This is a genomic window from Acinetobacter sp. CAU_H_S170_2 (assembly GCF_058890445.1).
Genome location: NZ_JBZYAE010000001.1, coordinates 1,812,214 through 1,832,922 on the forward strand (window position 1 = coordinate 1,812,214; position 20,709 = coordinate 1,832,922).

General features: G+C 41.2%; 20 protein-coding genes and 1 pseudogene. 16 read left to right on the plus strand and 5 right to left on the minus strand.

Going from position 1 to position 20,709, the window contains the following annotated elements; all coding sequences use genetic code 11:
• The first annotated feature begins 86 nt into the window (after positions 1-86).
• Complete coding sequence (locus AC5EUN_RS08915) at positions 87-659, plus strand: 1-acyl-sn-glycerol-3-phosphate acyltransferase (RefSeq protein WP_029575008.1); 573 nt, start codon at positions 87-89, stop codon at positions 657-659.
• Between the two features lie 261 nt (positions 660-920).
• The gene (locus AC5EUN_RS08920) at positions 921-1,670 is read left to right on the plus strand and encodes a YebC/PmpR family DNA-binding transcriptional regulator (protein ID WP_010326591.1); all 750 of its coding nucleotides are present in this window, start codon (positions 921-923) and stop codon (positions 1,668-1,670) included.
• 52 nt (positions 1,671-1,722) lie between these two features.
• Here the strand turns inward: AC5EUN_RS08920 and AC5EUN_RS08925 are convergent, their stop codons facing one another.
• The 3 genes from AC5EUN_RS08925 to AC5EUN_RS08935 form a co-directional block, all read right to left on the minus strand.
• Positions 1,723-1,938 carry a GrpB family protein gene (locus AC5EUN_RS08925; RefSeq protein WP_010326590.1) on the minus strand — a complete coding sequence of 72 codons (216 nt, stop codon included), beginning with the start codon at positions 1,936-1,938 and terminating at the stop codon, positions 1,723-1,725.
• Positions 1,939-2,033: 95 nt separating this feature from the next.
• On the minus strand, positions 2,034-2,504 hold the full coding sequence (locus AC5EUN_RS08930) for an Lrp/AsnC family transcriptional regulator (protein ID WP_004693423.1): 471 nt from the start codon (positions 2,502-2,504) through the stop codon (positions 2,034-2,036).
• Between the two features lie 279 nt (positions 2,505-2,783).
• Positions 2,784-3,548 carry a glutathione S-transferase family protein gene (locus AC5EUN_RS08935; RefSeq protein ID WP_010326589.1) on the minus strand — a complete coding sequence of 255 codons (765 nt, stop codon included), beginning with the start codon at positions 3,546-3,548 and terminating at the stop codon, positions 2,784-2,786.
• Positions 3,549-3,928: 380 nt separating this feature from the next.
• Between AC5EUN_RS08935 and AC5EUN_RS08940 the strand changes: the two genes are divergently transcribed.
• The 9 genes and pseudogenes from AC5EUN_RS08940 (at position 3,929) to AC5EUN_RS08980 (ending at position 13,149) form a co-directional block, all read left to right on the plus strand.
• Positions 3,929-5,131 carry an SfnB family sulfur acquisition oxidoreductase gene (locus AC5EUN_RS08940; protein ID WP_010326588.1) on the plus strand — a complete coding sequence of 401 codons (1,203 nt, stop codon included), beginning with the start codon at positions 3,929-3,931 and terminating at the stop codon, positions 5,129-5,131.
• Between the two features lie 10 nt (positions 5,132-5,141).
• The gene (locus AC5EUN_RS08945; protein WP_058952060.1) at positions 5,142-6,365 is read left to right on the plus strand and encodes an SfnB family sulfur acquisition oxidoreductase; all 1,224 of its coding nucleotides are present in this window, start codon (positions 5,142-5,144) and stop codon (positions 6,363-6,365) included.
• Positions 6,365-7,783 (plus strand): LLM class flavin-dependent oxidoreductase, encoded by a 1,419-nt coding sequence (locus AC5EUN_RS08950; RefSeq protein ID WP_010326586.1) that lies wholly within the window; start codon positions 6,365-6,367, stop codon positions 7,781-7,783. The genes AC5EUN_RS08945 and AC5EUN_RS08950 overlap by 1 nt, the downstream gene beginning before the upstream one ends.
• 22 nt (positions 7,784-7,805) lie before the next feature.
• Entirely contained in the window at positions 7,806-8,648 is an 843-nt protein-coding gene (locus AC5EUN_RS08955; RefSeq protein WP_010326585.1) for a MetQ/NlpA family ABC transporter substrate-binding protein, read from the plus strand.
• 9 nt (positions 8,649-8,657) lie between these two features.
• Positions 8,658-9,493 (plus strand): annotated as a pseudogene (locus AC5EUN_RS08960) (MetQ/NlpA family ABC transporter substrate-binding protein).
• A gap of 11 nt (positions 9,494-9,504) precedes the next feature.
• Positions 9,505-10,575, plus strand: coding sequence for a methionine ABC transporter ATP-binding protein (locus AC5EUN_RS08965; protein WP_010326584.1), 1,071 nt, complete (start codon positions 9,505-9,507; stop codon positions 10,573-10,575).
• On the plus strand, positions 10,556-11,215 hold the full coding sequence (locus AC5EUN_RS08970) for a methionine ABC transporter permease (protein ID WP_010326583.1): 660 nt from the start codon (positions 10,556-10,558) through the stop codon (positions 11,213-11,215). The genes AC5EUN_RS08965 and AC5EUN_RS08970 overlap by 20 nt, the downstream gene beginning before the upstream one ends.
• Before the next feature lie 313 nt (positions 11,216-11,528).
• Positions 11,529-12,620, plus strand: a complete 1,092-nt coding sequence (gene ychF / locus AC5EUN_RS08975) for a redox-regulated ATPase YchF (RefSeq protein WP_004693442.1) — start codon at positions 11,529-11,531, stop codon at positions 12,618-12,620.
• Between the two features lie 190 nt (positions 12,621-12,810).
• A complete protein-coding gene (locus AC5EUN_RS08980) occupies positions 12,811-13,149 on the plus strand; it encodes a hypothetical protein (protein WP_010326582.1) in 339 nt (112 codons plus the stop codon).
• Positions 13,150-13,206: 57 nt separating this feature from the next.
• Here AC5EUN_RS08980 and AC5EUN_RS08985 read toward each other — a convergent pair whose 3' ends face one another.
• Complete coding sequence (locus AC5EUN_RS08985) at positions 13,207-13,746, minus strand: Mpo1 family 2-hydroxy fatty acid dioxygenase (protein WP_010326581.1); 540 nt, start codon at positions 13,744-13,746, stop codon at positions 13,207-13,209.
• 117 nt (positions 13,747-13,863) lie between these two features.
• Here AC5EUN_RS08985 and AC5EUN_RS08990 point away from each other — a divergent pair, with 117 nt between their 5' ends.
• On the plus strand, positions 13,864-14,559 hold the full coding sequence (locus AC5EUN_RS08990) for a Crp/Fnr family transcriptional regulator (RefSeq protein ID WP_010326580.1): 696 nt from the start codon (positions 13,864-13,866) through the stop codon (positions 14,557-14,559).
• Positions 14,560-14,861: 302 nt separating this feature from the next.
• On the opposite strand, the gene AC5EUN_RS08995 is transcribed toward AC5EUN_RS08990, so the two are convergent.
• Positions 14,862-15,344 (minus strand): hypothetical protein, encoded by a 483-nt coding sequence (locus AC5EUN_RS08995; RefSeq protein WP_004693449.1) that lies wholly within the window; start codon positions 15,342-15,344, stop codon positions 14,862-14,864.
• 101 nt (positions 15,345-15,445) lie between these two features.
• Here AC5EUN_RS08995 and AC5EUN_RS09000 point away from each other — a divergent pair, with 101 nt between their 5' ends.
• The 4 genes from AC5EUN_RS09000 (at position 15,446) to glnD (ending at position 20,686) form a co-directional block, all read left to right on the plus strand.
• Positions 15,446-16,198 (plus strand): AzlC family ABC transporter permease, encoded by a 753-nt coding sequence (locus AC5EUN_RS09000; RefSeq protein ID WP_010326579.1) that lies wholly within the window; start codon positions 15,446-15,448, stop codon positions 16,196-16,198.
• Positions 16,195-16,542 carry an L-valine transporter subunit YgaH gene (gene ygaH, locus AC5EUN_RS09005; protein WP_004980107.1) on the plus strand — a complete coding sequence of 116 codons (348 nt, stop codon included), beginning with the start codon at positions 16,195-16,197 and terminating at the stop codon, positions 16,540-16,542. The genes AC5EUN_RS09000 and ygaH overlap by 4 nt, the downstream gene beginning before the upstream one ends.
• A 234-nt stretch (positions 16,543-16,776) precedes the next feature.
• Entirely contained in the window at positions 16,777-17,991 is a 1,215-nt protein-coding gene (gene purT / locus AC5EUN_RS09010; protein ID WP_171056718.1) for a formate-dependent phosphoribosylglycinamide formyltransferase, read from the plus strand.
• 28 nt (positions 17,992-18,019) lie between these two features.
• A complete protein-coding gene (gene glnD, locus AC5EUN_RS09015) occupies positions 18,020-20,686 on the plus strand; it encodes a [protein-PII] uridylyltransferase (RefSeq protein WP_010326577.1) in 2,667 nt (888 codons plus the stop codon).
• Positions 20,687-20,709 lie beyond the last annotated feature (23 nt).

The window sequence follows — 20,709 nt, forward strand, 5'->3', positions numbered from 1 at the left end:
TGGTAAGTGCAATCAAGTAGGACTTGACTCAAATCGCAAACAAGCAGACATTAGCCTCTTTAAAAAACACTTGTATTTTTATGCTCATGTTAAAAAAATTCATTGGTGAGTCTGCGTTTAAACTCGCAGGCTGGAAATATCATGTAGAACCAAACGTTTTGGAAGATAAGCAAGTCATTATTGGATTTGAACATACTTCTATGTTGGATGCTGTCTTGTCACTGGCGATTTTTCAAATCTACGATATGAAAATCCATACTCTGATTAAAAAAGAATTATTTAAAGGGCCAATGAAGCCCATACTCGAAGCCATTGGTGGTATCGCAGTCGATCGTAAGTCAAATAAAGACATTGTGTCTCAAATGGTTGAACACTTTAGCCAAAATGAAAAATTCAATTTAGTCATTGCACCTGAAGCGACACGTGCCAAAACAGGTGAAGTACGTAAACCTATTCGTACTGGATTTTGGCATATTGCTAAAGCAGCAAATGTCCCTATTGTGCTGATGTACGCGAACTCAAAAACTAAGCAAGGCGGTATTTTTGGAAAAATCTACCCAACAGACCTAGATCATGACTTAGTGCTTATTAAAGCACTTTATAAAGAGCATGTTGGTTTAGATATTGAGATTCCTGAACCTAAGACTGCTGCACAATAAGGTCGTTTAATTAACCTAAAAGAATGTGAAAACCCTATTCTTTTAGGTCTCTGTGAGTGTTTCCCAACAGTTAATTTTTAAAGTGAACTGCCTCATAGGGTAAATTTTAAATAACTGGCTTTATTTCAAACAATTTTAATTCTTTTTTTGTTTGTTCAGGCGATTTTCAGAAAAACACCTACTTTCGCATAAAAAAGTGCTTATGGTAGAATTTGCACAATTTGATAGGCACAAAGCCAATCTACAAGGAGCATATTTCGCATGGCGGGTCATTCCAAGTGGGCCAATATTAAGCATCGTAAAGCAAAACAAGATGCTAGCCGTGGTAAACTTTTTACCAAATTTATTCGTGAATTAACAACTGCTGCAAAGCTTGGCGGTGGTGATGCTGCAAGCAACCCACGTCTTCGTGCAGTTGTAGAAAAAGCGCTTTCTGTAAATATGACACGTGACGTCATCAACCGTGCAATCCAACGTGGTGCCGGTGGTGAAGATAACGATGATTTAAAAGAAATTACCTACGAAGGTTATGGTGTTGGTGGTGTTGCAGTTATTGTGGAAACCATGACTGACAACTTAAACCGTACTGTACCGGATGTCCGTCACTGTTTCTCAAAAACAGATGGTAACTTAGGCACAAACGGTTCAGTTGCTTTCTTGTTCACAAAGCGTGGTGAGATCACTTTTGAAGATGTATCTTTAGAAGATAAAATCATGGACGTGGCACTTGAAGCAGGTGCTGAAGATATCGAAGTGGATGAAAATGAAATCTTAGTCATTACTACACCTGAATCTTTTGGTGACGTACAAGATGCTTTAACTGCTGCAGGTTTAAAATCGGACAATGCTGAAGTGGTCATGAGCCCTTCAACTAAAGCCGAAATCACCGATATCGATCAAGCCAAAAAAATTATGAAAATGATTGATATGCTGGAAGATTTAGATGATGTACAAAACGTATATACCAACGTTGAATTCTCTGACGCGGTATTGGCAGAATTAGACGCCTAATCTACTGCTTTATAAAAATGCGTTCTCAAACATAACTTTGAGAGCGCATTTTTTATGGCTGATTGAATACACTTTCAATAAATTTTGCTTTTTTAGATCGATATTCATCCATCGTTAAATATTGGCTGTCTTGTTTTAATTGGTTATACGCCGTCACTAATTTTTGATTTTCCAACAAACGATCACGAAATATCAGAAAACTTTGCCACCGAGCGTTTTTCACGACCAATTGAATAGTAACATCATCCTGCTGTAGCACCTCTAACATACACAGCTGATGTACTCTTATTGTCGCTGATAATATGCAAACTTTTGAAAGTAGGAAGCCTAATACTCATTAGACTCATACAAGTTCAGCGTGACTTAGACTTTGCTCAACAAACCACTACAGTTAAAAACGTTATATTCTTTAATCACAAAGCTTGAGTGCAGTGCCACCACATGTTCGATTTTACCAATGCGTTTGAGTAAAATATCACTATAGTTTTCCATATCTCTTGCCACAACTTCAACGATAAAGTCTGCCGACTGCCCTGTCACTAAAAAGGCATTGGTCACTTCAGGAATATTTTCTAGCTCTTCTAAAAACTTGGAAAAAGTGTCGGTATCGTGCTTGCTCAAAGATACTTGGAGTAAAACATGTAGACTAAAACCGAGCTTTTGATAGTTAATATCACGCTTAACTTTGGTCATAATGTCGTTATCAATGAGGTGCTTAATACGACGATGTACTGAACTGACCGATAGATTAATACGCTCTGATAATTCGTTTAGATTGATATCTTCATTACTTAAAATTTCTAAAATTTGCTTATCAAAACGATCTAATTCCATTATTTAACTCTCATGACAACTTATGTTTATAGGTGTTTATTTTATATTAAGCATTTCAAATGAAAGATAAAGCTTATTTGCATTTTTTTTCATATATTTTGAGATTGATAAAAAGATATCAGCTTTTTCAAACAAAGAGTGCCATGATCTTTTACAAAGTTGCAAATCAACTGAGAAAATTTCTATTTAGCTTATATAAATCATGATATTGAAAATACAAGAAAGGCAAAGGCTGTCTGTGTCACACATCACCTTTGCCTTGTTTGGCTTAAGCTTATTTTAAACGCCACGCCAGTCGACTCGAGCATTGCGCTCGGTTTGATAGACTCTTAAAACATACTGCCCCAAGGGTAAATTGGTTAAATAGGTTTTATAAGTACTAAATTCTTCAGATAGACTTTCCTCATGGTCTTTTTCCCAAGGTGTCCCTTTAATTTCCAGCACAGGCGCCAACATCGAACACACAGCAATATCGGCCAAACCTAAACGATCCCCGACAAAGTAACGTCCATGATTAGCAATTAACTTCTCATTCAATACTTCAATTAAACGCTGCATTTCAGCTTTGGAATGCTCTATTTTCTCTGCATTCAACTCATAGCCTTTCGACATCAATGTTTTCATTAAAGGTTTGGTGTATTTTTCAAATTTACGTAAATACCCCTTTTCGCCCAACATAATCTGTAATGATTGATCGTTATCGGACAATGCATGTGCCAACCCCCAACGACGGACATGCAATCCCAAATCATTGGCTAACGTATTAACATCTAAAGCCTCTTTACGAAGCTGTGCTTCATTACGTAACAGTCGATGTTCTGGATAACGCTCATCAAGATATAGTGCAATCTCGGTAGTATCAGCGACCCATTTGTCCTGATCACGCAAAATAGGCAGTTTATTTTGACCGGTCTTTAACTGTGCAAATGCCCGGTGAACCCCAGGCACCACATTTTGTGCGACAAAATCTAGCTCTTTATGATCGAGCAACCAGCGAGCTTTCTCACAAAAATGAGATAAAGGAAACTGGTATAAAGTTCTCATAAATGCTCCACATTTATTTTTCTATTTTGGCTTTTCAGAAAAGCCATCTATTTCAGTTGGATACTTTAGTCACTGTATTTAGGATTTACAATGTACTTTTTACTCAAAACTGCCTAGCAAATGTTCAACAGCCTTTATCAAATTTATACATTTTTTTCTCTACAATATCTCAAATCTTGATAAATAAGACTTTGATCATCCCATTCAGCCCTCAGTTAAATTAGTTATTCCTTATTTTTCAAATACTTAAAATATCATCTAAATGTTTAAACTTAGCATATTTTATTTTTAACTTTTTAGCTGCTAAGTAATTCAAAATCCTTCATTTAATCATTCAAGCAATCCCAAGTAGCGTATAGGCATTAAGTAAAGGTGCTTTTATGTCTCATACACTCTCTAAAAATATTCACGTGATACAAAATGATCAGGATGCGATTAATGCAGCCTATCATGTCGCTGACTTTGCCTTAGAAGGTCGGGATCAACGTGATCAGAACCGTCAGCTTCCTTTTGCTGAGGTCGAGTTATTTAGCCAAAAAGGATTAGGCGGTATTCGTATTCCTCAAGCTTTTGGAGGCGCATTTGTTTCCAACAAAACCTTAGCTCAGGTTTTTCGCATTATTAATAAAGCCGACTCAAGTGTCGGTCAAATTCCACAAAACCAAATTGCGCTGCTCAACATGATTGATCTCTTGGGCAGCGAACAACAAAAACAGTTTATTTTTAATGAAATATTAAACGGTAAACGCCTTGCCAATGGCGGCCCCGAACGAAACACCAAAGACACTAAAACTCTGAGTACAACATTAAGCATGGAGAATGGTCGTTACTATGTCGATGGTGAAAAATTCTACTCTACAGGCAGTAGCTTTGCCCATTGGTTAGCCATTAAAGCCATTCACCCTGAAGGATATGTGGTACTGACTATTGTTGATGCCACAGCACTAGGTGTGGAAGTTATCGATAACTGGAATGGTTTTGGTCAGCGTACAACTTCAAGCGGTACAGTAAAATTACAGCGGGTTGAAGTCGATCCACTACTTATCTTTGATGAGCGGAAACTGGTTGAAGACGTCAATTACCGTGGTGCTTTCTCGCAGTTAATGCAAGTTGCGATTGATGTCGGTATTGCAGAAGCTGCATTTGAAGATACTTTGTCAGCAGTTAAAAAAGCCCGACCAATTGTCGATGCGCAAGTTGAGAAAGCCAGTTTTGAACATTACACCTTACAAGAAGTCGGCAAATCCGCAGTCCTGTTAGATGCCGCTATCCTACTGCTCGATGAAGCTGCTGAATATTTAGATGAGCTCGACCAACTGAGCGTTGTCAGTGCCGAACAAGCAGCTAAAGCCTCTATTTTAGTCGCTGAAGCAAAGGTCTATGCCAATGATGCTGCACTACAAATTTCTGAAAAGCTCCTAGAGCTTGGCGGCAGTCGTTCGAGCCTAAGCCAACATAATTTAGATCAACATTGGCGCAATGCACGTGTGCATACCTTACACGACCCGATCCGCTGGAAGCTGCATGCACTGGGTAACTACTATTTGAACAACACTTTCCCTGCTCGCCACGCTTGGATTTAAGGAGAACGTCATGACTTCATTTCAACCTATTCTTCCACTTCAATCCCAAAACGCGGCATATGCACATATTATTCAAAGCGATGCCGAAGCCTTAGAAATTGCCAAAAATTTAGCTGAGCAGTTTAAACAACAGGCTATCCAACGCGATGCGGAACGTATTTTGCCTTTTGAGGAAATCGAGACCTATAGCCAAACTGGCCTTTGGGCCATTACTGTACCTAAGGAATTCGGGGGAGCCGATGTTTCCAGTTATACTGTCGCACAAATTATTGCGCTAATGAGTGGTGTGGATGGTTCGATTGGACAAATTCCACAGAACCATTTCTATGCCTTAGAGGTTTTACGTAATAACGGTACTGAACAACAAAAGCGTAAACTCTATGCAGAAGTGCTCAAAGGCGCTCGCTTTGGTAATGCCTTGGCTGAGTTTAAAACTAAAAATGCAACACAAAAACAAACTGCACTGAGCCAAACGGAACAAGGCTATGAGGTCAATGGTGAAAAGTTTTATTGCACGGGCAGCCTGTTTGCAGACCGCATACCGACCTTAGTCAAAGATGCCGATGACAAAGAGCTTCTGGTCTTTATCCCACGGAATAACTCAGGACTAGAACTGATTGATGATTGGTCAGGTTTTGGTCAACGTACCACAGGCAGCGGGACAGTCAAATTCAATCATGTCGCTGTAGATGCAGAAGATATTGTTCCTTTCGATACCGCTTTTTCTAGGCCGACTCTGGTTGGGCCTTTTGCACAAATTATGCATGCTGCAATTGAAACGGGTATCGCACGTGCTGCTTTTGAGGAAACACTGGTTCGTGTGCGTCAGGCTCGGCCATGGATTGACTCTGCTGTTGAACAGGCAACCGATGATCCTCTAACTCAGTTTGAACTAGGACGCGTGGTTGCCGATGTGCGTGCCAGTGAAGTCTTACTCAAACAAGCAGCTCGCTCAATCGATGCAGCACGTCCTAATCCAACCATTGATAGCATTGCAAAAGCTTCTCTCGATGTAGCGAAAGTTCGTGCACACAGCACAGAAACCGCTTTAAAAGCCGCTTCGAAATTAATTGAACTAGCAGGCAGTCGTGGTAGTCAGCGTGAAGATGGCTTAGACCGTTTTTGGCGTAATGCCCGTGTTCACACGCTACATGATGCGTCACGTTGGAAATATTACTTCATTGCCAATTATCTTCTTAACGGTGTACTTCCGCCACGCAGAGGGACATTGTAATGACACTATCATCTCAAAATAACAAGCCGAAGCAAATCATCCTGAATGCCTTTGATATGAATAGCGTAGGTCATATCAATCATGGTTTGTGGACACACCCACGTGATGAGTCACATCGTTTTAATGAGCTCAGCTATTGGACCGATTTGGCGCAAACTTTAGAACAAGGTTTATTTGATGGTTTATTTATCGCCGACATTACGGGTGTCTACGATGTTTATCAAAATGGTCTGGATTTAACCCTAAAAGAGTCAATTCAACTTCCAAGCCATGACCCAAGTACACTCGTTTCTGCAATGGCTGCCGTTACACAGCACTTAGGTTTTGGTGTCACTGTAAATTTGAGCTATGAGTCGCCTTATCAGTTTGCACGGCGCTTTGCGAGCCTCGACCATCTAACAAACGGTCGTATTGGGTGGAACATTGTCACGGGTTACTTAGACAGCGCAGAACGGTTAATTGGTCAAAAAGGTTTAAAAGATCACGACTTGCGTTATGAACAAGCTGAAGAGTTTCTCGAACTTTGCTATAAATTTTGGGAAGGTTCTTGGGAAGACGATGCCGTACAAAAAGATAAGTTAAACCGTGTCTTTACCGACCCTTCAAAAGTTCACGCCATACAGCATCAAGGCAAATTTTTCCAAAGCCAGGGCATTTTTCAAGTTTCTCCATCTATTCAGCGCACGCCTGTACTTTATCAAGCGGGCGCTTCAAGCAAAGGCTTAGCTTTTGCAACTCAACATGCTGAAGCCATGTTTATTGGTGCTGACACACCTGAAAAACTGAAACAGCAAGTCGATAAAATTCGTGCGCTTGCATTAAGCCATGGTCGTGATGAGCAAGCCATTAAACTCTTTGTTGGCATTAGTGTAGTTACGGCAGAAACAGACAAACTCGCACAAGAAAAACTCGCCGAATATATTCGCTATGCCAGTCCAGAAGCAGGTTTGGCGCATTTTTCAAGTTCAGTCGGAATTGATTTAGCGCAGTTCACAGATGATGAAGCGATTCCTTATAAACAAACCAATAGCATTGCCTCGGTCAATAACAAATTTAAAGAGCAAAAAGTTACACGAGCGGATTTAAAAGCCCAGCATGTACTCGGTGGACGCTATCCACTGATCGTCGGGAGTGGAAAAACTGTAGCAAAAAAACTCATTCAGCTCTTAGATGAAACTGGCATAGATGGCTTTAATCTCACACGAACCGTCGCCCCAGAGTCACATCAAGACTTTATTCGTTGGGTCATCCCAGAATTACAAGAGCGTGGCCGTTATAAAACCGCCTATGAAACAGGTAGTTTACGCCACAAATTATTCGCTCAAGGTGACCGACTGGCCGCAGACCACCCAGTACAGCAGTATCGATGTCAAAGCTCGTGCGCTCATCCTAAAACACAGCAAAAACAAACTGCATAAATTTTAAAATACGAGAAATATCATGGCTCAAACTGCAAAAACAAAATTTACCGTTATTGGGGTAATTGTCGCTGCCATCGTCATTGTACTGGTGGCGTGGTCTTATCATAAAAAATCGAGTAACTCTGAACTGGTGATTGGGATCAGCCCACCCTTTGCCAATCCATTAAAAGTGGCTGTGGAAGAAGCGAAACAGCAAGGCATCAACGTCAAACTGGTCGAGTTTTCGGATTGGAATACCCCCAATATCACGCTCAACCATGGTGATATTGATGCCAACTATTTTCAGCATCAGCCCTTCTTAGATAACGCCATCAAAGAAACCCAATTTAAACTGAAAGCACTGGATAAAGGCGTCACCACACACGTCGGTTTATATTCAAAAAAATATGACTCGATTGATGCGATTCCTGAAAATGCACGTACAGTTATTCCAAATGATCCAGTAAATCAAGGGCGTGCGCTTTTACTGTTACAACAGGCTAAATTGATTAGCTTAAAAGATCCAAACAATCATCTATCGAACCTGCAAGATATTGTCAGCAATCCTAAAAAGCTCCAGTTTATTGAAGTTGAAGGTCCACAAACTGCGCGTGCCGTTGATGATGCTGACTTGGTCTTTAGCTATCCACATTATTTACGTCTTGCAAAAACCATCGACCCAAATGATGCGCTGATCTTAGATGACAACACCAATACTTTGTATTCGATTTTATTTGTGGTGCGTGACGACTACCAACAGCAACATCCAGAGAAAGCAGCACAACTTGAAAAATTCATCAAGATTTATCAAACATCAGACAAAGTTAAACAGACCTTGAATAGTGAAATTGGTGAAAAACTTTGGTTCTCTGGTTGGAAGTGAGTATAAGCCATGACGCAATCTTTCACTCAAAATCTAAAAAAATGGCTGATTGGCTTAAGCGTCATCGTGGCAATTTTTACTCTAGCGGGTTACCGCTATAGCAAAAGCCATGCGCAAGATGATGTCTTAACGATTGGTATTAGCCCACCTTATGCCGAACTTCTGCAAAGCGTGGCAGATGAGGTAAAGAAACAAGGCATTCAAGTCAAACTAGTTGAATTCTCGGACTGGCATGCGCCAAATGTTGCTGTGCAAAATGGTGACATTGATGCCAACTTTTTTCAGCAAAGTGTCTTTCTGAGCAATGCAATTCGCGAAACAAATTATGATCTGCATGCATTCGCCACAGGAGCAGGAAGTCATGTCGGACTGTATTCAAAAAAATATAAGTCCTTAGATGCACTACCCACTCAAGCACGTGTGGTCATCCCCAATGACCCTGTAAACTCGGCACGCGCCCTAATTTTACTGCATCGTGCAGGTTTGATTCAGCTCAAAGACCTCAACAATGAACTATCTACCGTAAAAGATATTGTGAGCAATCCTAAACAGCTTCAGTTTATTGAAGTAGAAGGCCCACAAACTGCCCATGCGTTTAATGATGCCGATTTAATTTTTGGCTTCCCGCATTATTTAAAAATGGCTAAGGTCACAGATCCGCATCATGCCTTTTTCTTGACCCGATAAACAAGAAATACGCCATTTTATTTGTGACACGTAAAGACTATCCAGATCAAAACCAAAAACTTGCGACTTTTGTGCAAGCATTCCAAAACTCAAAACACGTTCAAGAAATTTTAGATCGTGATTTTGGCCAAGGTCTGTGGTTTGAAGGCTGGAAATAAGGAGAAAAAGAATGGTCAGCTTTGGTTCTCATGTGGATTTTTCAATTCCACATATCAAAATTCGTAACTTAAACAAACACTATGCGGTACAAGGGCATACTGTACATGCACTCAAAAATATTGACCTCGATATCCCGACAGGTAAAGTGTTTGGCATTATTGGCAAAAGTGGTGCAGGTAAATCTTCTCTGCTCCGCACCTTAAATGGTTTAGAACGTATCAGTGAAGGTCATATTCATATTCATCAACAAGACTTGGCGGCATTGAGCCATGCTGAGCTGATTCAGCTCCGCCAACGCATTGGTATGATTTTCCAGCATTTTAATCTAATGTCTGCCAAGACAGTTTATGAAAATGTCGCACTACCCCTCAAAGTTGCCAATTATCCCAAACAAGACATCGAACAACGTGTCAACGAGGTATTACAGTTGGTCGGGCTGAGTGATAAGGCACAGCATTACCCATCACAACTGTCTGGCGGTCAAAAGCAGCGTGTCGGCATTGCCCGTGCATTGGTTCACCATCCTGAAATTTTACTCTGTGATGAAGCAACATCTGCACTCGATCCAGAAAGCACCTCTGTGGTGTTGTCCCTGCTCAAAGAGATTAATCAAAAGTTAGGTATCACCATTGTATTGATTACCCATGAAATGCAAGTGATTCGGGAAATCTGCGATCAGGTCGTGGTCATCGATGCTGGTGAAATTGTGGAATCAGGCGAAGTATGGTCGGTGTTTTCTCAACCCCAACAAAGCATTACCCAAGAACTACTGAATCTAGAACAACTCGATTTGCCTTTTCGCTTAAATGCTGTACCTATGCAGCTTGATACACATGCCATTTTCAAAATTCGCTCGACTTCAGATGCGCATCATCCACCTGACTTAAAAAAGATTTTGGAGCACTTTCCACAAACTGTGCATTTATATCAAAGTCAGGTCGACACCATCCAAAACCATTTAATTGGAACATTGGTTATTGCTGTTCCTACACAGGACTTAGAAATTCAATCGCTACGACAAAAACTAAAAGCGCATGTGACACATGTAGAGGTACTGGGCTATGCACGACCAACTCATTGATTTATTACTGACAGGCACCATCGATACCTTAATCATGGTCGGTGCATCCGCATTTTTTGCCTTGCTCCTTGGTCTGCCAATGGCAGTGGTTCTAGTGAGCACCTCTGAGCATGGCATTTATCCTTCTAAAAGTATTAACCATAGCTTAGGCTGGTTGGTAAATATTACCCGTTCTGTTCCCTTCCTTATTTTGATGGTGGCCCTCATTCCACTCACACGTTGGATTGTCGGCACCAGTTATGGTGTTTGGGCAGCAGTTGTCCCTTTAACCTTGGCGGCAACCCCTTTTTTTGCACGGATTGCAGAAGTCAGTTTACGCGAAGTAGATCAAGGTTTGATTGAAGCTGCGCAAGCTATCGGCTGTAATCGCAGTCAAATCATTTGGCATGTGTTGTTACCTGAAGCGCTACCAGGAATTGTCGCGGGTTTTACCGTGACCATTGTGACCATGATTAACTCCTCTGCCATTGCAGGTGCCATTGGTGCAGGTGGTTTAGGCGATATTGCCTATCGCTATGGTTATCAGCGTTTTGATATGCAGATCATGTTGGCCGTGATTGTCGTGCTTGTAATTTTGGTGATGTGTGTGCAAGCAATTGGAGACAATCTGGCAAATCAACTCGATAAAAGGAAGGTTTAATCCCATTTCCCATATAAAATAGAGCTCTATACTGTACATTTAAGTTTTTTAGCCCCTCCTTTTTCTGAGGAGGGTGTTTCAATATGAAGTTCACGCCATTTTCATGAAAGACTCCAGTCCTTACATAGACAATGATCTACATGCAATGGATCTCTTAAATCTAGTTCCTTTATTAAAAGAAAAGGCTTAAATGAGGAGATTCTGCCCACAACATGATTTACAACTTTGATTCTTCTCCCCTGAGACCTGACTTTGTCATGGCTTTCATGTAAAATCACTGGCAATTTTTATATAACACGTTGTGAGTTATTTCATGGGTTTTAATTGCGGTATTGTCGGCTTGCCGAACGTTGGTAAATCTACACTTTTCAATGCATTGACTAAAGCTGCTATTGCTGCTGAAAACTTCCCATTCTGTACCATTGAACCAAACACAGGCATCGTTCCTGTGCCAGATCCACGTTTAGACAAACTTACCGCGATTGTAAAACCTCAGCGTGTGATTCCAACAACGATGGAATTTGTAGACATCGCAGGTTTAGTTGCTGGTGCATCTAAAGGAGAAGGCTTGGGGAACCAATTCCTTGCAAATATCCGTGAAACGGATGCGATTGCTCACGTTGTACGCTGTTTTGAAGATGAAAACGTCATTCACGTTAACGGTAAAATTGACCCGCTTGATGACATCGCAACCATCAACACGGAACTTGCACTTGCTGACTTAGAAACTGTGACAAAAGCAGTGACTCGTTTAGCAAAATCTGCAAAAGGTGGCGACAAAGAAGCGCTCGCAACCAAAGCGGTTTTAGACAAAATTTTACCTTTACTTGATGAAGGTAAACCTGCTCGCGCAGCTGACCTAGACGACGACGAACGTAAACTGGTTCGTGGTTTTGGTTTAATGACTTTAAAACCAACCATGTATATTGCGAACGTTGCTGAAGATGGTTTTGAAAACAACCCACATTTAGATGCTGTGAAAAAACTGGCAGCTGAAGAAAATGCAATCGTGGTTCCGCTTTGCAACCAAATCGAAGCTGAAATTTCACTGCTTGAAGATGAAGACCGTGCTGAGTTCCTTGAAGCTTTAGGCATGGAAGAGCCGGGTCTAAACGTGGTAATTCGCGCGGGCTATGGTCTTTTAGGTTTACAGACTTACTTCACGGCGGGTGTACAAGAAGTTCGTGCTTGGACCGTTAAAGTGGGTGCAACTGCACCACAAGCGGCGGGTGTGATCCACACTGACTTCGAAAAAGGCTTTATCCGTGCTGAATGTGTTGCTTATAACGACTTCGTTCAATACAACGGTGAAGCAGGCGCGAAAGAAGCAGGAAAATGGCGTTTAGAAGGTAAAACGTATATCGTTCAAGACGGTGATGTTCTACACTTCCGCTTTAACGTATAAGTCGTTCCGAATATAAAAAAACCCGATACCCATCGGGTTTTTTTATAAGCTTAAACCAATCTTAAAAACAGCATTAAATAACATATGAACACCTGATCCGTTTGGATCTCACACAATATTATCACTTCTATTCTTTCGTATTATCGCTAATTTAATCACAGGCATTAATGCCTTCATTGAACAAACGAAAATGAAAAAGATCAGCACATTTATTGCAGCAGGTTTATTCACAACGCTTAGCGCTACAGCATTTGCATGCCCACAAGGAACAACACCGTCGGGTGGTACAGGTGCAAATCATAAAGGTGGTAAGTGCGTCGCAACCATGAACGTGACGAAACATGATCAGGTAATGAAACAAGACAAAACAGCCAAACATGATCCAGCCATGAAGCAAGATAAAATGGTGAAACATGATTCAATGAAAGCCAATGAAATGGCCAATAAATCCCATAAAGATGCTCATGCTCCAAGCCCGAATACACCCAAAGCTCAACCAGATACACGTAAAGTCGCGAAGACATCTTAAAACAGCAGAAAAAAGCCAGTGAAATTCACTGGCTTTTTTCTCGATAAAATAATTCAGTTAATGTGATGTCACAGAGACATATTTATCATCCATTGCAGCACGCTGTTTACGCGCTTCATCTAACATACGTTGTTCGATGTCTTTTCTAAAACCAAGCATAAACACCATTTCCGCCAAAACAAATAATGGTCCGATAGCTAGGCCAATCACATCATCCATAAAGGCCGGTTTTTTCTTCTCATAGAAATGCCCGACAAACTGGAACGCCCAGCCGACGACAAAAATACCAATACTGAGACTTAACCAAAGTCCCAAATCAAACTGTGAAATTTTATATGCCAATGGATAAGCCATGGCATAGATTACTAACATGATCACACCAAAAATTCGATCTAGGCTTAAGTAGTAAACAATACTCGCTAATATCAAAACCATCGCCAAGGTAATTTCAAAACTGCCAATAGTCATGCCAGCTCTTGCGGTTAAGCACATAATTGAAAACACAATCAACGGAATACCCACAAAGTGGGTCACGATATTTTTATGATCAAGATGATAAGCTGCATACTGACTTAATAATTTTTCTAATTTATTCATACTGTATTTCCTTATTGCATGATATTGATCACGATATAGAATAACTTTAAAGGAAAACAGCTCATAAAGTTGTCGTCGACCTGACAAGTTGCTCGATCAATCACGAAAGGACGCGGAATGCTGGAAGTTCAACATCAACAACAATTACTCAATAACAATTGGTTCGCCAAACTACCACAAGCCTATCAACAGTATATTGTGCAACATGCCAAATATATTGAGGTTGCAAAAGACCAAGCTGTTTTTCACTCTGGAGATTTATTTGATGGCATCTATGCAGTCTTGAACGGCGCAATTCGTTTAGGTCATGTCGACATTGAAGGTAAAGAAGCCGTTGCAGCAATCGCTGAACCGATTATGTGGTTTGGAGAAATTTCGTTAATTGATCAGCAACCGCGTTCGCACGATGCGATTGCTATTCAAAAAAGCACCCTGCTCCATCTGCCTAAACGCGATGTTGAGGCGTTTATCCAAGCTACCCCAGAATTTTGGTTTCATATTGCACAGCTTGCTTCACAGAAGTTACGCCTCGCTTTTTTAGAACTGATCGCAATCCAAAGTCAAAATATCAGTCAACGACTGGCTCAACGCTTACTGTTTATTTTAAGCGGTTATGGCAACCATCTGTCGATTACCAATGATGAAATCCATTTATCACAGGAGCAACTGGCTCAAATGCTGATGTGTTCACGCCAAACCATCAACCAAGAACTTCAAAACTTAGAAAAACAAGGAATACTGGCAATTGCTTTTAAAAAGATTAAGATTTTAGATCCTGCAATGCTGCATAAAATGGCACATAGCTCAGAATAGGCAATCAAGTGTGCGCCTTAAGAGCGCAATTCATATAAAAAAGATGTATAAAAATATTGCTTACACGGCGTAACGTCTTGACTATTTTTCTCAACGACTTTGGACTGCTGTGGCAGCATTTGACCAATAATTAATGTAAACATCACAAAAACTAATTTTTTAAATTAACGCTTAAAATTCGACTCAATTCAGATATTTTACTGCATTGGGATAATGTACTATTTTTATTATATTTTTCATTAAAGCTCTAACCATAAAAAAGCGAGTTTTAAAAACTCGCTTTTGGGCATGCTATTTCGGTCTTAGACGCCTACTTTTTTAGGATCCGTATTGCCTAAACTTGGATTATCAATTGCGCCCCGACATTGTGCTTTATCACGTTCATAATCGCTCTGTTTCTGTGCAACACTTGACGAACCGTCTAAGGTCTCACGTGCCCATACTTCTAAGCTGGTCAAGGCTTTACGACACAGTGCGTATTTTCCTTCGGTTACTGAGTCTGTCATTTTGACATTAATACGCCAGTCCGTACTGAGTTTACGTGCAGGATGACGGACTTTGGCTTCAATCTGATCCAATTGCTTGTTATACACCAAGCCATCTACTTCATTGATAAACACCCAAGCACGCTGGGCATATTCCGTAGCATCATTGGTAATTTTTGGCGCAGCCTTAATTTCTACTTTTTGTTCAGGAGCTTGCTCTGACTGCCCACAAGCTTGCAAAAGTAAACTGCTTACAATAATTGCAGTCAGCCCTAAAGTACGTAATTCGAGCTTCAACATGGTTAAACGCCTCAACAAACAATTGGGCACTATGCTAGTGAATTCAGTTACAATACACAATCAATTTTGACCCATTGATAAAGTCTTCTTCAAGGTGTGTTGTGTCCGAACTTAATCCCACTCCTGCACAAGCTGCTGGCTTTTGGCAAGGGGCTAAGGATAGCCAAGCGATTATCTTTACCTATCTACCTGTTTCTTTTGCCTTTGGTGTATCTGCAACCCAGTTTGGCTTTAGTGCATGGGAGGCTTTATTTTTATCCTGCTCAATGTATGCAGGGGCCAGTCAGTTTTTAGTCGTTGCACTATTGGGTAGTAGCACGTCTATTTGGATGACTGCCCTCACTGTGATTGCCTTAGATATTCGTCACTTACTCTATGGCCCTGCGCTACAAAACTTAATTCAAGATAAACTGAACCTAAAGAAAACTGCTATTTGGTCATGGGGGCTAACCGACGAAGTTTTTGCCTCAGGCATGATTAAACTGTCACAACGTCGCCAAGAGTGGTCTGAGTCTTGGATGCTGGGCTTAAGCCTGTTTAGTTGGCTCGCATGGGCTACAGGTTCTTTTCTAGGTGGAATGTTTGCAGACCAAGTCAGTCATTTACCCCAGTTTTTACAAGCCGCTCTAGACTTTCTACTACCTGCACTGTTCTTAAGTTTCTTATTGGCAGCATTTGAAAAGAAACATACCTTCGTGGTGGCTGTGACCATTCTTGTATCTGCCATTGCCTGCTATTTTATTGACTTATCTGCTGCAATTTTTATTGGTATCAGTTCAGGTATATTTGCAGGTTTGTTTAAACACTATGTACTGAAAAAACCAGACCCTGAACATATGGGAGATCAAGCATGAATATCGAAATTATCTTGGTCGGCATTGTAGTGGGTATTGCAAATTTTGCCTCACGCTTTGGCCCATTCTTCGTCATTCAAAAGTTCCAACAAGGTTCACAAAAGCGCGGTGCTCTATGGTTGAAGATTGCATTAGGTTCGATTGGTATCGCGGCGATCAGTTCAATGCTCGTGGTTGCTACTTTGCCACCACTGTTAGATACACCCAATAAAAGTTTTGCCATGTTAGTCGGCTTCATCGTATTAGCTGGACTTTATTTCAAGTTTAAGCAAATCGTCCCTGCCACACTCACCGCGGCGCTTAGCTACGGCTTGGTTTACACCTATATTCCTATGCCTTTTTAACCCATATCTTGCATCCATCAAAACTTAAAGTGCTATTTGAAGCGATTCATCTGTGCAAGTCATTTCCAGCTTGATTGTAAAAGTTTATTGAGCATCTTTTTACATGAAAATTTTGATGTTGGAATGCACAGCATTATAAAAAAAATTGTTGGACAATATCATTAATTTATGTGAATGAACCCTGAACACTTTTAAGAGTTCTGCTATGCTAAAAGCCCATAAAATCAAGCATGGATGATTTACATGAGCGTTACTATTGGTACTCCACTTCAGCCTTCAGCATTTAAAGTTCTGCTATTGGGTTCTGGAGAGCTTGGGAAAGAAGTTGTGATTTCTTTACAACGTTTAGGTGTAGAAGTTCATGCTGCTGACCGTTACGATCATGCTCCTGCAATGCAAGTGGCACACTATGCCTATACCTTAAATATGGCAGATGCGACAGCGCTTAAACAACTCATTCAGGACGTTAAGCCGAATTTAATTGTTCCCGAAATTGAAGCCATTGTGACACAAGTATTGGTTGAAATCGAACAAGATAATATTGCGACAGTCATCCCCTCTGCAAAAGCGGTCAATTTAACCATGAACCGTGAAGGCATCCGTCGTTTAGCTGCGGAAGAACTGGGCTTACCTACATCGGCTTACCGTTTTGCAGATACTTTAGAATCTTTCCGTGCTGCATGTGATGACATTGGTTATCCAAACTTTGTTAAACCGGTCATGTCCTCTTCTGGTAAAGGCCAATCCCGCGTAAAAGAATTTTCAGAAGTAGATGCTGCTTGGGAATATGCGCAAACAGGTGGTCGTGTAAACCAAGGGACTGTGATTGTAGAATCGCAAATTGATTTTGATTTTGAAATTACGCTATTAACAGTTCGCTCTAAAAACCCTGAAACAGGTGAAATTGAAACGTCGTACTGTGACCCAATTGGTCACCGCCAAGACGCAGGCGACTATGTGGAAAGCTGGCAGCCTCAAGCCATGACACCAGCCGCACTTGACGAAGCAAAACGTATTGCCAATAAAGTCACTATCGCATTGGGTGGCTGTGGTATTTTCGGTGTAGAACTCTTTGTCAAAGGCGATAAAGTGTGGTTTAGTGAAGTATCACCACGACCACATGACACTGGTCTTGTGACGCTTGCCTCTCAGTTCCAAAGTGAATTTGAACTACATGCACGTGCGATTTTGGGTCTACCTGTAAATACGGCACGTCATAGCGTTGCAGCGAGCGCCGTGATCTATGCTGGCGTAGATGATAATAACTTATCTTTTTCTGGCTTAAATCTTGCTTTGGCAAACCCAAATACTGATTTACGCATTTTTGGTAAACCAGAAGGCTTTACACGTCGCCGTATGGGTGTTGCGACAGCACGTGCTGAAACAACCGACCAAGCGCGTGAACTAGCAGCACAAGCTGCTGAACTGGTTAGCGTTCATCAAAATTAAGCGTTGTTAAAATATACGGATACGGTTCATGATCAATACTTCTCCACTGCTTAACTATGTCAGCAGTAATCACGACATCAAAGCGATTAATCAATGGCGTAGTGATGTCGAAAATCAATTACAAGAAAGTTTTGATCATGGCCAATCCATTCGTGATGTCATTTTAACGCGTTCAAATATGATCGATGAAGCACTTATTTTCCTATGGAAATATGCAAAACTCGATCAGACAGACTTAAGTTTATTTGCTGTCGGTGGCTATGGTCGCCGAGAGATGCTGCCTTACTCAGATGTAGACATCATGATCTTGTCTGAAGATGAGTTTAGCGAAGAACAAGAGAAAATCATTTCAGTCTTTATTTCCTCACTTTGGGATGTCGGCAATTTCAAGCCCGGCATTAGTGTACGTACCATTGCCAACTGTGTTGAACAAGCAACCTCCGACTTAACAGTTGCCACAGCCCTCATTGAGTCCCGTTTAATTACAGGCAATGAACACTTAGCCAAATGGCCGCGACGCATTGTTTCGCAAACATGGACAGATAAAACCTTCTATGATGCAAAAATGGAAGAACAGGCCAAACGCTATGCACAGCATAACTTTACGGAAAGTAATCTAGAACCCGATATTAAAAACGCGCCGGGTGGCATTCGGGACATTAACCAAATTGGTTGGATTGCTAAGCGGCATTTCCGCGTCAACCGTATTTATGACTTGGTGCACTTAGGCTTTATTTCAGAGTTTGAGTTGGGTGTATTAGAAGAAGCCGAAAGCTTCCTCTGGGAAATTCGTCATCACCTACACCGCCTCACTAAACGTGATGAAAACCGTTTACTGTTCGACTATCAACGTGACATTGCAGCAAAGTTTGGCTATGTGCGTGAAGAAGGTAAATCACCGAATTATCCAATTGAACAATTCATGAAGCGTTACTATCGAAGCGCTCAACAAGTCACCACGCTGAATGAAATGCTGTTGGCTTATTTCAATGAATCTGTGATTACCCCACGCCTACCGAACTATGAGCGTAACATTGAAGAAATCAATGAAAATTTTAAACTAGTCGACGGCAAACTAGCCGTTCAACACCATAAAATTTTCTCTGAAAACCCAAGTGCTATTTTAGAAATTTTCTATATATTGGCTAATCGACCTGAAATTACAGGCATTCGCGCGCGCACTCTACGTCTGTTAATTTTGGCAGCTAAACGCATTGACCAAAAATATAGAGATAATCCATCACATCAAGCCCTGTTTATGGCCATCATTCGCTCACCCCATCGTTTATATGAAACCATGGTGGCAATGAAACGTTATGGCGTTTTAGGCAACTACATTCCTGCGTTTGGGCAGATTATGGGGTTGATGCAGTATGACTTATTCCATATCTATACCGTAGATGCACATACTTTATTATTACTGCGCAACTTAAACCGTTTCAAAGAACCTGAGTTTGCTAAAGACTTCCCTGTCGTCAGTTCAGTGTTCCAACGTCTGGCACGTCGTGACATTGTTTATTTGGCTGCCATTTTCCATGATATTGCTAAAGGCCGTGGCGGAGACCATAGTGAGCTAGGTGCAACCGATGCGATTGAATTCTGTCGTAGTCATGGTTTTACCGAACGCGAATGCAACCTTGTCGCATGGCTCATCCAAAACCATTTACTCATGTCCGTCACTTCTCAAAAGAAAGACATTTCTGACCCCGATGTGGTTAAAGCTTTTGCTGAGAAAATGGGCGACATGGAACATCTCGACTATCTATATACGTTGACAGTTTCGGATATCAATGCAACCAATCCTTCACTTTGGAATACGTGGCGCGCATCTCTTATGCGTCAGCTCTATACCCATGCACGTGACGTGATTCGCTCAGGTTTAGGCCGTCCTGTGGACTATCAAATGCTCATCGAGGACACCAAGTTTTCTGCCAGCGAACAACTGGTCGAAGAGTTTGCACTAGATGATGTCGAAAAAGTCTGGCAAGAACTGGGGGATGAATATTTCCTCAAAGAATCTGCTGATGAAATTGCTTGGCACACACGCGCTATTTTACAGCACGGTGACAACCCTGAACCGCTGGTTTTAATGCGTGCCCAGCGTAAATTTGCTCAAGATGCGGTACAAATCTTTATTTATACCCAAGATCAGCCCAACCTGTTTGCGACAACAGTTGCTATTCTCGATCGTATGAACTTGGATGTACAAGATGCACGTATTATTACCGCGACCAAAGCATTTAGCTTAGACACTTATGTCGTGCTTGACCGTTTTGGTACGCTGCTAACCGACCCTGAACGTGAAGCCAAAGTACTGTCAGCATTAAAAGATGCCTTAGCCAATTCAGATAAATACCCTGGGCTCATGCAACGTCGTATCCCACGTCAACTACGCCATTTCGACATTGAAAACACCGTTGATATTACGCTGAATGAAGCACTGCAACAAAACATGGTCGAAATTGCAACACTTGACCATCCTGGCTTACTTGCCAAAGTGGGCGGGTTGTTTATGATGCAAGGGTTAGATATTCACTCTGCTAAAATTGCCACCCTAGGTGAGCGTGCCGAAGATATTTTCTTTGTCACCAAAAAAGATGGTCAACCCATGACCGAAACTGAAGCTGAAACTTTTGCTGCACAACTAAAATCAGCCTTAGATGAAGCCTCTAGTCAGGTCTGTGGTCAACATTAACAATACACACTGGTATTTTGTTT